Genomic DNA, 13,250 nt, shown 5'->3' with positions numbered 1-13,250 from the left:
AGCCATACCTTAAAGGAATAATCTAGATTTTTTTTATTAGCTCTAGCGCTTTTTGGTATTTCTCCATATTGCCTTGGTCAAGATACAAATTAGCAGCTTTTTGTAAATCTTCAATAGCACCTATTTTGTTACCATTGGCAGAAAGAGCAATACCTCTATTGCCGTAAGCTTCAGCATAATTAGGATTAATTTTGATAGCTTGATTAAAATCTTCTATAGCTCCTTGCGTATCTCCAAGATTGTAGCGAGTTTTTCCTCTTTGAAAGTAAGCTTCAGCATAGTGAGGTTTAATATGCAAAGCTTGAGTGTAATCTTCTATTGCTTGTCGATGATTGAAACTAGAGCGGAAAAGACCTCTGTTGAAATAAGCACAAGCATCTTGCGGATTAATTCGTAAAACTTGGGTTAAATTATCTATTGCTCCTGGATAATCTCCTATTGCAGCAGCAGCAATAGCTCGGTTGTTGTAAGCTGCTGCTAAATTCGGGTTAATTTGCAGCGTTCGATCGTAAGCTTCTATTGCTCCAAAATAGTCTTGTAAAGCAGCACGAGCAAGACCTCGATTGTTATAGGCTTCAGCAAAATGGGGGTTAATTTTTAGTGCTTGATTGTAATCTTCTATTGCTCCTTGATTGTCTCCCATTGCAGCACGAGTAACACCACGATTAATATAAGCTGCCGCGAAATTAGGATTTATTTGTAATGCTTTGTTGTAATCTTCTATTGCTCCCTGTTTGTCTCCTGTTGTGTTACGAACAATGCCTCTATTAACATAGGCTGCGGCAAAATAGTGATTAATCAGCAAAGAACGGCTGTAGTCTTCTATTGCTCCTTGAGTGTCTCCCATTGCAGCACGAGCAAGACCACGATTTGTATAAATTTTTGCGGATTTAGGATTGATATTTAAAGCATGATTATAATCTTTTATAGCTCCATGATAATCTCCTAATTCATCACGAGTTAGCCCTCTACTAATGTAAGCATTTATATTTTTAGGTTCTAGGCTTAGAGCTTGGGTAAAATCTTTGATTGCTCCCTCTTTATCTTCTAAAGCAGCACGAGCAGTACCTCTAGCAATGTAAGTTTCAGCGTCTTTGGGATTAAATTGTAAAACTTGCCGATAATTTTCTTTTACTCCCTGATAATCTCCTAGTTGATTAAGGATATAACATTTATGGATATAAGCTTCAGCGAATTGTGGATTAATACTAATCGCTAAGTGTAAATCTTTGAGCGCTTCTGAATAATCTCCTAACGCCGAACGAGCATAAACCCTATGAAAATAAGATTGGGCAAACTTAGGATTAATCCGAATTGCTAAACTGTAATCCTTAATTGCTCCTGAATAGTCTCCCACAAAATAACGGATCTGTCCCCGATGATGATAAGCATCAACATAATTGGGATCTAAACGTAGAGCTTGGTTAAAGTCTTCCGCTGCTCCTCGATAGTCTCCTCTCTCTAGCCTTTGTTTACCTCGGAGCAAAAACTTCTCCGGTGTTACCTGAACTTTAGTTGTTTCTGATGACGGTAAATTACCATCTGTAGAAAGTTTTTGATTGTGGTTAAAATAATTTCCTTGTTTTTGGCTACTTGAGGAAACAGTACTTTCCTCGTTTTGTCCGTTGTCGTTGCTCATATCTTGAGCCTAATCGCTTTTTTCACTTATAAATACAATATCATAGTTATCTTAAAAACCTTCTAAACTTAACTTTTCTTTGATATATTCATCCTAGCTGATAAACTTCCTCAAAAATTATAATGACCATACCTTGCAGATTGTGATACTTAATGATAATTGTGCAAGATATCTGTTTATACTTTCCTAAAACAAATGACTCTAATTCTGACTAACGACGACGGCATCGATGCCCCTGGCATTCAAGCATTACAAAAAGCAGTCAATGGCAAAGGAATAATTGTTGCTCCAAAAGATCATTTATCAGGTTGTGGGCATCAAGTTACCACCACTCACGCAATCAATGTTGTGCGCCGATCGGAAACAGAATTTGCCATTGGTGGCACTCCCGCTGACTGTACCAGAATTGCTTTAAGTCACCTTTTTCCTAATACTAAATGGGTGCTTTCAGGAATTAACGCTGGGGGCAATTTAGGGGTTGATGTTTATATTTCGGGAACTGTCGCCGCTGTTAGGGAAGCAGCAATTCTCGGAATTCCCGGAATTGCGGTTTCTCACTATCGCAAAGGGAAGCTAAATGTTGATTGGGATACTGCTGCGAGATGGACAGCGAAAGTATTAGCTGATTTGTTCGATCGCCCTTGGGAACCTGGAAGTTTTTGGAATGTCAATTTACCCCATTTATTACCGGGAGAACCAGATCCAGAAATTGTGTTTTGTGAGCCTTCTAAATCTCCTTTACCTGTAAATTATCGCATCGAAAATGATGAATTTTATTATTACGGAAAATATGCCGATCGCGATCGCACTCCCAACACCGATGTCGATGTCTGCTTCTCCGGGAAAATCGCCGTAACTCAACTAAGGTTGTAAAATAACTAAAGTTTTTTGAAAAAGCAAAGTCAATCAGAAGTAAAATCAGATAGTTGACAATTGGGAACGAGACAAAATGCGAATCTTAATCATGGGCGGGACTCGGTTTATCGGAGTTTATTTAACTAAAATTTTGGTGGCACAAGGTCACGAAGTTATATTATTTAATCGAGGCAATAAACCCGCACCAGTAGAAGGTATAGAAGAAATTCATGGCGATCGCACTGACGCTGACAGAATCAAAGAAAAGTTAGCTGATGAAAAGTTTGATGCCATCTTTGACAACAACGGGCGCGAACTTAGCGATACTCAACCTTTAGCTGATATTTTTAACGGCAAAGTTAAACATTTTGTCTATATGAGTTCGGCGGGAGTTTATCTCAAAACCGATCAATTACCTCACATTGAAGGGGATGCGATCGATCCCAAAAGTCGCCACAAAGGAAAGTTTGAAACCGAAGCTTATCTGCAAGAAAAAGGTTTACCTTTTACCTCCATTCGTCCCACTTATATTTATGGGCCTCAGAATTATAATGATGTGGAAGCATGGTTTTTCGATCGCATAGTGCGCGATCGACCCATCCCCATTCCCGGTAACGGATTACATATTACTCAACTCGGACATTGCAAAGATTTAGCTAACGCAATGGCAGCAGTTTTAGGCAATGAAAAAGCGATCGGACAAGTTTATAATATATCCGGTGAACGTTACGTTACCTTTGATGGATTAGCCCGTGCTTGTGCAATTGCAGCCGGAAAATCACCTGATGATTTAAGAATCGTCCATTACGATCCGAAAAAATTCGACTTTGGCAAACGTAAAGGTTTCCCATTACGATTACAGCACTTTTTCGCTTCAATTAATAAAGCAATGACTGAATTGAATTGGAAACCAGAATATGATTTAATTTCCGGCTTAAAAGATTCCTTTGAAAATGACTTTCTCGCCTCTGGAAGGGATAAATCTGAGATTGATTTTTCAGTAGATGATGAAATACTGCAAACCTAAAAATGTAGAAACGTCGTAAAAAGGTAGAGACGTTGTATACAACGTCTCTACCTTTTTACAGGATATAAAAAGTTGGCGACAAATGCTTGATCCCCCCTTACCCCCCTTACCAAGGGGGGAACTCGATCCCCCCTAACCCCCTTACCAAGGGGGGAACTTGATCCCCCCTAACCCCCTTACCAAGGGGGGAACTTGAAACTGGTTTAAGTTGCACTTTTTTAAGTCCCTTTTTTTTAAGTCCCCCTTTTTAAGGGGGATAATGGGGGATCTCCAATTTAAGGAACAAAAGAGGAGGAATGATATTCTTTAAATAAAGAGTTTTGTAACTAACAGGAAAATCATGGGATTGAATATCAAATTTGGCGCTGTAGCAGCATCTATGTTGCTAGGAATAACTGCGATCGCACCTGCTACAATTATCCTCACAACTCCCCAGTCTGTAGAAGCAGCAGTCGCTACAGGACGCGGAACATTAGCAATAGGTAGTCGTCCGGCACTGAGTGTCAATCGCGTCACAGTCGATACAATAGCTGATAATACTGCAAAGATACAACTGAGGGCTAGTAACGGAAATCAAATTAACTTTGGTGGAAAATGGGAAAATGGCCCCCAAAGTCAGCTATTAGTCACCTTAACTAACTCCGGTAATGCAGATGCTTCAGGAATCATAGTAGTGACTTATCGCAATGGTCAACTTCAGTCAATTTTTGGTGGTGGAAAACTAGACGGTCAACCGTTCACCATCGACTTTAGACGTTAAAAATAACAACTAAAAAACTTGGTTTCTGCGGATATTTTTAGCCAGAGAACTAGTAAGTCCAAGAAACTAGGTTTTTCTGCAAATATTAAATTTTTATGTAAAATTCTACTGAGAAAAATCATTGCTAGTTGGATTTTGTGGCAGAACATAGATAATTCCCGAAATCAAGGTGAGAACAACACAAATCCAAAAAGCAACTACAGAATATACTTGCCAATTTGCAGGTAAAGGTGCGATCAGAAGGGCGATCGCCAAAATTTGACTGACAGTTTTTAGTTTACCCCAAATATTTGCGCCAGAAATTTTAGTTTGATTGACGCGCCAACCTGCGATCGCTAATTCTCGCGCCAAAATTAAAAACACACCCCAAGCTGGTATTTGACCTAATTCTATCAGCGCTAATAATGGCCCTAATACCAGCAGCTTATCCACCAAAGGATCGAGAAACTTCCCCAGATCGGTCACTTGGTTAAGTTTTCTTGCTAAATAACCATCCAGCCAGTCCGTACCAGCAGCTATAAGAAAGATTACCAAACATATCCAACGACTTGAAGTACTTGGATAATGTAAACCATAGAGTAAAAAGGGCAACCCCAAAAGACGAGACAGAGTGATCCAGGTCGGAATAGTCATATATTAGGTAATAGCAGATTCTTCGCTCTGAGTAGAACAGTGAGGAGACATAACAGTGAAGGAGTACGAAACATGAACCGCAATAATTATAGAAAACATCTGAGCACATTACCTGTAAACATCCAAAAAACTTAAAGAAAAATAACTATGCAAAACCGTTGGGCAGATCAAAAACTGAAAACTTGTGAAGCATCATTAATCTGTTTAGAAGCAGCTTGGAAACAATATCAACAAGCTACCAAAGGGATCAAGGAAGCAATAGCTGATGGAATGGCGATCGCTGTATTAGAACAAACATATCCCTTAAATTGGGAAAAAGTTTGGCAAGCAATTCGGCGCAACAAATCCTGGGGACAGAAATCATACCAATTATGGAAATGGTTGCACCAAGGAGAAGTAATTCAGCAACACTTAATGCAAATTGAATTACTCATGGCTGATTACCGATTACAATTACATAACTCCGGCAAAAACGCCACCGAATTTTGGCAGGGATACGCCGAAGGCAAAGTTCTTTGTCGTACACCTTGCGAAGAATCACCAAAAATTAATGCTTATCCCACACCTTATCAAAAAGGAGTACTCTTGGGTTGGCGTTATGCCATTGTTAAGCATGAAATTCAAACCAGGCTTTATTGTTGCCGGAAAACTACAGCTGATTTGTTTACTTGGGGTTAAAATTTGAGTTCAAATCAACAAGGGGAAAATACGATTTCTATTTCCGATCAAAAACGCGCCTACTCATTAGATGCGTTGCGCGGATTCGCGGTTTTAACAATGGTGCTATCGGGGACAATTTCTTACCGAATTTTACCCGCTTGGATGTATCACGCCCAAGAACCCCCACCAACTCACACTTATAATCCCAATTTGCCCGGTTTAACCTGGGTTGATTTAGTTTTTCCTTTGTTTTTATTTGCGATGGGTGCATCTATTCCCTTAGCCCTTTCTCATCGGATTAAATCAGGAATAACTAACCAAATTAAGGTGATTCTTTATATTCTCAAAAGAGGCTTTTTTTTGGGCGCATTCGCTATATTTTTAGAACATTTTCGACCAAGTGAAATCGCTGATAATTCATTCCCAGACAAATGGTTAATTGCTGTAATTGGATTTGTTATCTTATTTTTCATGTTTGTTCGCTTGCCAAGTAGCTGGAGAAAAATTCCCCAACCAGCAACTACAATTGGCGCTTGGATCTTAGCAGTTATTATTATTTCTGGAATCCGTTATACTAATGGCATAGGTTTTTCTTTAGCCCGCAGCGATATTATTTTAATTGTTCTCACAAATACGGCTGTTTTTGGTTCAATAATTTGGTTATTTACCAGATTTAATTTCAAATTGCGAGTGGGAATCCTCGGCTTATTATTTGCCCTCCGCTTATCTTCCACAGTTGCTAAAACTTGGACTGCTGCATTGTGGGCATATTCTCCTGTACCTTGGATATTTAAATTTCATTATTTATCTTATTTGTTTATCGTAATTCCCGGAACTATTGCCGGAGATATAATTTTAAATTGGCTACAAAAACCGAATTTAGATAATTATTTAAACAGCAAACATAATTATAAATTATTAGCAATAACATTGGTCTTGTTAGCTAATATTTTAATCTTACTTATCGGGTTACAAGCTAGATGGGTATGGCAAACAACATTAGTTAGTGCAGCTATTTCCTGTTTAGCTGGGTTTCTATTCGTTAACCCAAAAAATGAAACTGAAATTTTCATGCAAAAATTGTATTATTGGGGCGTTTATTGGTTGGCGTTGGGTTTACTCTTTGAACCTTACCAAGGGGGAATTAAGAAAGATCCGGCTACTTACAGTTACTTCTTTTTAACTACAGGAATCTCCTTTTTTGTATTGATTATTTTTACTATATTGATAGAGGTTTTTAAATGGCAAAAACCCCTACATTTGTTAATTGACAACGGACAAAACCCGATGATTGGTTATGTAGGATTTGCCAATTTAGTTTGGCCGATTTTTATTGGCTTGGGAATTGAAACATTTGTAATTGCCAATGTGCAAACTCCTCTGCATGGGTTTCTCAAAGGAGTTTTTTACACTTTGACTGTTGGCTATATTGTCAGTTTATTTACTAGGTTGAAACTGTTTTGGCGAACATAGGGAAAATTACAAACTTAGGGCAGTTTTTAACTGTGCTAAAGTAGCCGCTTTTTTTGACCAAAAATAATCGGATACAAGCCCTGATGACCCCTGACTCCGAGAATATTGGCATAAGCGAAGCATTAACAGGACTTACGCAGTGACGCTATCAGGTGGTGGGATGGTGCGTTACGTTAGGACTAACGCACCCTACGGATAAAGGCTTTGCGTAAGTCCTAATTAAAAGTCTGTATAGTGGCTAAAAATCTCTGAACTATATACAAATTTTTGCCAAGTGCGTTAAATTAAGAAATGTAAAGACTTTCATTAAAAAGCAAAGTTAGGAATTTATGGGAATATTCGGATTTGGCAAAAAACTGAGCTTACCTACTCCAGATCAAGCATTACCTGGACGTGAGGAAGCTATGGCTGTACCTGCGCGTCATTTTGTTAATGGTAATCCTCTAAAACCGCCCTTTCCAGAAGGAATGGAAAAGGCAATATTTGGCATGGGTTGTTTTTGGGGCGCAGAACGCAAATTTTGGCAACAAGAAGGCGTATTTAGCACAGCAGTTGGTTATGCAGCTGGTATAACTCCTAACCCAACTTATCAAGAAGTTTGCACCGGAATGACGGGTCATAATGAAGTTGTTTTGGTTGTTTTTGACCCCAAAGTAATTAGTTACGAATCACTTCTGAAAGTTTTTTGGGAAAGTCACGATCCGACTCAAGGAATGCGTCAAGGTAACGATGTTGGAACTCAGTACCGTTCAGGAATTTATGTTTATTCCCAAACCCAAAAGCAAATAGCAGAAGCTGCAAAAGCAGCTTATCAAAAAGCGCTGAATGCTTCGGGTTATGGACAGATTAGCACGGAAATTCTTGATGCACCAGAATTTTATTATGCTGAAGCTTATCACCAACAGTATCTCGCTAAAAATCCTGGTGGGTATTGTGGTTTAGGCGGGACAAAAGTTTGTTTTCCAGAAACAACAACAGCTTAAAAGTTAACTAGAGGGGAAAGGATGGGATTATTCCTTTTCCCTGTTTCTAACTTGGTTAGGGTGAAATTTTCTAATTTTGAAAAAAATGGAACTGAGTGATGGGAGAATAAGTCTAAATCTGTAAGTAATTTTTATTGTAAGCAGGACTGAAAATGAAAACGATCGGTTCGGTTTTGGCGATCGCCCTAAGTACCACAGCCTTAATTAATAGTACAACTGCGATCGCGCAAACTCCCACTACAACAACTCAGTTTTCCAGCGTCAGTGGTACTGTAACCTATCGAGAAAGAATAGCTTTACCAACAGATGCCTTAGTGATTGTACAACTACAAGACACATCTAAACAAGATGCTGCCGCAGCTGTGATTGGGCAACAAATAATTCCTACTCAACGTCGCCAAGTTCCCTTTCCCTTTGAAATTGTCTATAACCAAGACAGGATTAACGCACAAAACACATATACAGTTCAAGCAAGAATTATTGTTGATAATCGAGTGCGTTTCATTAATACAACTTCCTATCCAGTGATTACTAACGGCAATCCTAACCAAGTTGAAATTGTAGTAAATTCAGTGGGAACTTCTCCCCAACCAAAAAGTGTATTTTCCAGATTTGAACCATTAAATAAACCCCAATAATTTTGGTGATGATTCATGGTTAATTAAGAGAAATAAAATTTTCTATTAAGTAGGTGTAAATAAATAAAGTGAAAATAGTTATCTATCAATGGGGCGGGCAAGATGCCCACCCCACAAGATTTTCAGCTTTCTTGTGGGGTGGGCATCTTGCCCGCCCTTGTTTTACTTTATTTAGATCTACCTACTTAACCATGAATTATGTAACATAATTAACTGCGAGAAAGTGCGGCAATAACTAAAGCAGCAATAAAGGGAATCAAAATGGGGATAATTACAATCAATCCCCATTTGCCAAAACGAATTTCTTCACCTTCAGACTTAAGGAGTGCAATCCAAGCTGCTGTGCCCATAATTGCCCAAATAACTCCAAAGGCAAGAAAAATTACAAAAGTTGAATCTTCCATTTCTGAAAATTTTTGGGTAAAACTACTTCTTAAATTACAGCGAATAATTTCGTAAATACAAGGTTCGTTGTGAGCACTTCAGTGCTCAAGCGCTCAAGCGCTGACAACAAACAAATATAAGGTTCGTTGTGAGCACTTCAGTGCTCAAGCGCTCAAGCGCTTACAACAAACTTAAAAAGTAAAAACTGAGCTAGATTAGCCCAGTTTGTTTCTGGAGAGTTCAGTAAATTTTTAAACTTAATAATTTGACCAGAGTTCGCTGTGCAAAGGAATTTACATTACAGCAGAGATTTCATTAACCATTTGCAAACGTCCCCGACGTACACCATAAAGCAATCTGTCTAAAATGCTTTGTTCTTCTTCACTCAAGCAACCTTGCAGAATAGCGGCTTTTAGCCCGTAGCGATCGGCAAGGGTAATCCGTCCAGAACTGGTAACGTCGGCGAATAAGTCAGAAAGGGCACAGGGGAGGAGGTTAAGTTGGTTAGTCATTGGTTTTAGCTGAACTCTATGCTTTTATTATGGAAACAAATAAAGCCAACCTCGGTGATTACACTGATGACAGGCTTGTGATAGTCATATAGTGGTAAAAGCGATCGCGATCACAAACCGTTTATTGAGGTGAAAACATGAGCCCAGAAGAGTTGATGAGAGTAGCTTTAGCAGAGGCGAAGCAAGGCAATACACCCTTTGGGGCGGTAATAGTGAAGGATGGGGAAATTGCGATCGCCGCCCACAATACTGTCAAACGCGATTATGATCCTTCCGCCCACGCCGAAGTTAACGCCATTCGACTTTTAACTAAAAAGCTCAACAGCACCTCTTTGGAAGGTTACACTTTGTATACCACCTGCGAACCTTGCCCAATGTGTACTACAGCTAGCATTTGGGCTGGCATTTCTGAAATTATTATTGGCGCTTCCATTAAAGATTTAATTGAGTTAGGAGTTCCCCAAATTGACTTAAGTTGCGAAGAAATTATTGCTAAAAGCTTTCGCAATATCAAAGTTACTAAAGGTATACTAAAATCCGATTGCCTATCATTATTTAAGTAGTGTGTTTTCTTGACTTCATTTACTAGTGAATACCCGCCACATAATAAAGACAGTAAAACTTAAATAACCAAAAACAGTGACCCAATCTAGCCAGTTATCAGAATTAATTAGCATTCGATCGTTCAAATTCTCTATATATATAGTACTTCTAAATTCAGTTTCTTTCTTTGTGTTCTTCCTTCGTGTCTTCGTGGTTCAATAAAAAAGATTTTTTGAACCACGAAGACACGAAGAGCGCGAAGGAAAGAGAAGAAGTTCACAAAAAATCATCATTTTGTAACTTGTGCTACAGAAGCTTAAAAAGTTTGGTATACAGTTACAGGAGTAGAGAAACCAAAAATTAGTAGCTTCTAGGGTTCCGGTTTGGACACAACTCCGAGAAAGTATTGCCAAACGCAGGTCCGAGAGAAGCAGCTGGCAAACCTCAGAATTTTTTATTTGTTTGGAAGGATTAGCTAGCCACACGGCGGGAGAAAAGCCCGGGAGAAATGCACCAGTCAAAGAGGCTGCGGCTTTGTTCTCCTGGGCTTTCTCTTTGGCTTTCAGGAGACAAGCTAGAAAATCTAGTTGTTTTGCAAAAATTCAAGGTGTCCCAATGACTGAGAATCCTTCAGAAAATCCTTTATTTCAGAGTCCCAACTCCAATAACGGTCACAGACCAAGCGAAGCAGAACGCGCTTTAGAATTGGAAGCGCGGTTGCCTTTAACAGGTTGGCAGATGGAAGTGTCGAAAGGGCTGGAATATGGATTAGAAGCAGCAGATAGTATTCGCGATCGCACTATTCCCACTTTCTCTCGCGGCGAACTGCCCCACTACGCAGGCATCAACACCTTCATGAAAGCACCTTATTTAGAAGATGTGCGGAGAGTTGGGGAGTACGATGTGGCAATAGTCGGTGTGCCGCACGACTCAGGAACTACTTATCGTCCCGGTACTCGTTTCGGGCCACAGGGGATTCGCCGGATTTCTGCATTGTACACTCCTTACAACTTTGAGTTAGGGGTGGATTTGCGCGAACAAATTACTCTGTGCGATGTTGGCGATATTTTCACCATTCCTGCCAATAACGAAAAGTCATTTGACCAAATTTCTAAAGGTATTGCTCACATTTTCAGTTCTGGGGCATTTCCGATTATTTTAGGCGGCGACCATTCGATCGGTTTCCCCACAGTCAGAGGTATTTGTCGCCACTTGGGAGACAAAAAAGTTGGTATTATTCACTTCGATCGCCACGCCGACACCCAAGAAACCGACCTCGACGAAAGGATGCACACCTGTCCTTGGTTCCACGCCACCAACATGGCAAACGCCCCAGCGAAAAACTTAGTGCAGTTGGGAATCGGAGGTTGGCAAGTTCCCCGTCAAGGCGTGAAAGTTTGCCGGGAACGTTCTACCAACATCCTCACCGTTACGGACATTGTGGAAAAAGGAATCGATGCCGCAGTTGACTTTGCCTTAGAAAGAGCACTCGATGGAACTGACTGCGTTTACATCAGCTTCGATATTGATTGCATCGATGCGGGATTTGTTCCTGGTACAGGTTGGCCGGAACCAGGCGGTTTATTACCCCGTGAAGCCTTAAGTTTGCTAGGAAAAATTGTGCAAAAAGCCCCTGTGTGCGGTTTAGAAGTAGTGGAAGTTTCCCCTCCCTACGACATCAGCGACATGACCTCACTCATGGCAACTCGCGTAATTTGCGACACAATGGCACATTTAATCGTCTCAGGTCAACTACCCCGGAAACAAAAACCCGCCTATATTCATCCCGAAGCACAACCTCAGCTTGTCGCCTGGACTTAATGAGGCAGAGGGGCAGAGGGGCAGAGGGGCAGAGGGGCAGAGGGGCAGAGGGGCAGAGGAGCAGAGAGGCAATACTCTCCCCACCTCCCTAACCCCTAACACCTAACCCCGCCCCAATCCCCAGTCCCTAGTCCCCAATCCCCAATCCCCAAAACTATGCACGAAACAGACATGACCAAGGCGTTAATTGTGACTGTGCGGAAATGGTGGTCAGAACAACCAGAAAAACCCCAAATTTCCCAGGTTCATCTCACGGTTGGCAAGTTTACTTGTGTGGAACCTGTGAGTTTACAATTCGCCTTTGAAGTTCAGACTCGCGGAACTTTTTTAGAAGGAGCAAAATTAGTCATTCAAGAGACTCCTTTAATTGCTTTTTGTCATCATTGCCAACAAGAATATAGCCCGGAAATTGGGATTCAATATGCTTGCCCGACTTGTCGATCGCCAATGGAAGACATTCGATCGGGTCGGGAATTAAAAATCGATCGAGTTGAATATAGTTCTGATTCTGTGGAAAGTAATTATGCACCAAACATTTGACGCTGCTTTAGGAATTAATTTGCTTCATGCTAATCAAGAAGGGGCCGATCATAACCGGGAACATTTTGATGAGTGGGGAATTACTTGTTTTAATGTGATGAGTAGTCCCGGTGCCGGGAAAACAGCTTTGCTAGAAAAGACTTTAGCTGTATTAACAAATGAATATAAAATTGCGGTGATTGAAGGCGATATGACAACGGAATTAGATGCCGATCGCCTCCGCAAATACAACGTTCCGGTAATTGCCATTAATACAGGTCGTTCCTGTCACTTGGATTCTAAAATGGTTTCAGGCGGAATTCATCGTTTAGCTCATGAATATAACCCTTCAGAATTCGATTTAGTCTTAGTCGAAAACGTTGGTAACTTAGTTTGTCCTGCCGAATTTGAAGTAGGAGAACACGCCAAAGTTGCCTTATTAAGTGTGACTGAAGGTGAAGATAAACCTCTGAAATATCCGGTGATGTTTCAAGAAGCAAATTGTTTGTTAATCACCAAAATGGACTTAGCACCCCATTTAGATGTTGATGTCAATCAAATCATCGCCAATGTCCGCCAAATGAATCCTTATGTGACGATAATTCCTGTTTCTGCCAAAACTGGAGAAGGGTTAGATATTTGGTTTGATTGGGTACGTTCTCAGTTAACTAAATCTGCAAAACAGCAATTATCAGTTGTTCATTAATCACCACCTTTAGATCCCCGACTTCTTGAAGAAGTCGGGGATCTGGAGAGAGATTTTAGTCTGTTGCACAGGCTCAATCTTTCCTGCTTCTAAAAAG

Annotated in this window: 15 protein-coding genes and 1 riboswitch; of the genes, 11 read left to right on the top strand and 4 right to left on the bottom strand. The window is 40.3% G+C overall.

Annotated features, from left to right (window positions below):
* Window positions 1-22 precede the first annotated feature (22 nt).
* The gene (locus ACE1CI_RS30680) at window positions 23-1,639 is read right to left on the bottom strand and encodes a tetratricopeptide repeat protein (RefSeq protein ID WP_496615933.1); all 1,617 of its coding nucleotides are present in this window, start codon (window positions 1,637-1,639) and stop codon (window positions 23-25) included.
* A 195-nt stretch (window positions 1,640-1,834) separates the two neighbouring features.
* On the opposite strand from ACE1CI_RS30680, the gene surE reads away from it, so the two are divergent.
* The 3 genes from surE (at window position 1,835) to ACE1CI_RS30665 (ending at window position 4,281) form a co-directional block, all read left to right on the top strand.
* Entirely contained in the window at window positions 1,835-2,512 is a 678-nt protein-coding gene (gene surE / locus ACE1CI_RS30675) for a 5'/3'-nucleotidase SurE (RefSeq protein WP_413266816.1), read from the top strand.
* A gap of 76 nt (window positions 2,513-2,588) precedes the next feature.
* Window positions 2,589-3,521 (top strand): NAD-dependent epimerase/dehydratase family protein, encoded by a 933-nt coding sequence (locus ACE1CI_RS30670; RefSeq protein ID WP_496615932.1) that lies wholly within the window; start codon window positions 2,589-2,591, stop codon window positions 3,519-3,521.
* A 340-nt stretch (window positions 3,522-3,861) separates the two neighbouring features.
* A complete protein-coding gene (locus ACE1CI_RS30665; protein WP_413266814.1) occupies window positions 3,862-4,281 on the top strand; it encodes a hypothetical protein in 420 nt (139 codons plus the stop codon).
* A gap of 105 nt (window positions 4,282-4,386) precedes the next feature.
* On the opposite strand, the gene pgsA is transcribed toward ACE1CI_RS30665, so the two are convergent.
* On the bottom strand, window positions 4,387-4,914 hold the full coding sequence (gene pgsA / locus ACE1CI_RS30660; RefSeq protein WP_413266813.1) for a CDP-diacylglycerol--glycerol-3-phosphate 3-phosphatidyltransferase: 528 nt from the start codon (window positions 4,912-4,914) through the stop codon (window positions 4,387-4,389).
* Between the two features lie 147 nt (window positions 4,915-5,061).
* Here pgsA and ACE1CI_RS30655 point away from each other — a divergent pair, with 147 nt between their 5' ends.
* The 4 genes from ACE1CI_RS30655 (at window position 5,062) to ACE1CI_RS30640 (ending at window position 8,668) form a co-directional block, all read left to right on the top strand.
* The gene (locus ACE1CI_RS30655; RefSeq protein ID WP_413266812.1) at window positions 5,062-5,592 is read left to right on the top strand and encodes a hypothetical protein; all 531 of its coding nucleotides are present in this window, start codon (window positions 5,062-5,064) and stop codon (window positions 5,590-5,592) included.
* A gap of 3 nt (window positions 5,593-5,595) precedes the next feature.
* Window positions 5,596-7,047: a DUF5009 domain-containing protein gene (locus ACE1CI_RS30650; protein WP_413266811.1), complete on the top strand. Its 1,452-nt coding sequence runs from the start codon at window positions 5,596-5,598 to the stop codon at window positions 7,045-7,047.
* 329 nt (window positions 7,048-7,376) lie between these two features.
* A complete protein-coding gene (msrA, locus tag ACE1CI_RS30645) occupies window positions 7,377-8,030 on the top strand; it encodes a peptide-methionine (S)-S-oxide reductase MsrA (protein ID WP_413266810.1) in 654 nt (217 codons plus the stop codon).
* A 152-nt stretch (window positions 8,031-8,182) separates the two neighbouring features.
* Window positions 8,183-8,668: a YbaY family lipoprotein gene (locus ACE1CI_RS30640; RefSeq protein ID WP_413266809.1), complete on the top strand. Its 486-nt coding sequence runs from the start codon at window positions 8,183-8,185 to the stop codon at window positions 8,666-8,668.
* A 209-nt stretch (window positions 8,669-8,877) separates the two neighbouring features.
* Here the strand turns inward: ACE1CI_RS30640 and ACE1CI_RS30635 are convergent, their stop codons facing one another.
* Together ACE1CI_RS30635 and ACE1CI_RS30630 are read right to left on the bottom strand one after the other, a co-directional pair.
* Window positions 8,878-9,072, bottom strand: a complete 195-nt coding sequence (locus ACE1CI_RS30635; protein WP_413266808.1) for a hypothetical protein — start codon at window positions 9,070-9,072, stop codon at window positions 8,878-8,880.
* 273 nt (window positions 9,073-9,345) lie between these two features.
* Window positions 9,346-9,564 carry a hypothetical protein gene (locus ACE1CI_RS30630; protein ID WP_413266807.1) on the bottom strand — a complete coding sequence of 73 codons (219 nt, stop codon included), beginning with the start codon at window positions 9,562-9,564 and terminating at the stop codon, window positions 9,346-9,348.
* 137 nt (window positions 9,565-9,701) lie between these two features.
* On the opposite strand from ACE1CI_RS30630, the gene ACE1CI_RS30625 reads away from it, so the two are divergent.
* From ACE1CI_RS30625 to hypB, 4 genes are all read left to right on the top strand, one after another.
* Complete coding sequence (locus ACE1CI_RS30625; RefSeq protein ID WP_413266806.1) at window positions 9,702-10,127, top strand: nucleoside deaminase; 426 nt, start codon at window positions 9,702-9,704, stop codon at window positions 10,125-10,127.
* 339 nt (window positions 10,128-10,466) lie between these two features.
* Window positions 10,467-10,615, top strand: a riboswitch (guanidine-I (ykkC/yxkD leader).
* A 107-nt stretch (window positions 10,616-10,722) separates the two neighbouring features.
* Window positions 10,723-11,928: an agmatinase family protein gene (locus tag ACE1CI_RS30620; protein ID WP_413266805.1), complete on the top strand. Its 1,206-nt coding sequence runs from the start codon at window positions 10,723-10,725 to the stop codon at window positions 11,926-11,928.
* 156 nt (window positions 11,929-12,084) lie between these two features.
* A complete protein-coding gene (gene hypA, locus ACE1CI_RS30615; RefSeq protein WP_413266804.1) occupies window positions 12,085-12,468 on the top strand; it encodes a hydrogenase maturation nickel metallochaperone HypA in 384 nt (127 codons plus the stop codon).
* A complete protein-coding gene (gene hypB, locus ACE1CI_RS30610; protein ID WP_413266803.1) occupies window positions 12,452-13,153 on the top strand; it encodes a hydrogenase nickel incorporation protein HypB in 702 nt (233 codons plus the stop codon). The genes hypA and hypB overlap by 17 nt, the downstream gene beginning before the upstream one ends.
* Window positions 13,154-13,250 lie beyond the last annotated feature (97 nt).

This window comes from Floridaenema flaviceps BLCC-F50 (assembly GCF_041929275.2).
Classification (GTDB): Bacteria; Cyanobacteriota; Cyanobacteriia; order Cyanobacteriales; family Aerosakkonemataceae; genus Floridanema; species Floridanema flaviceps.
The sequence above is the reverse complement of the archived record's forward strand: the minus strand, read 5'-3'. Positions and strand labels throughout refer to the sequence as shown.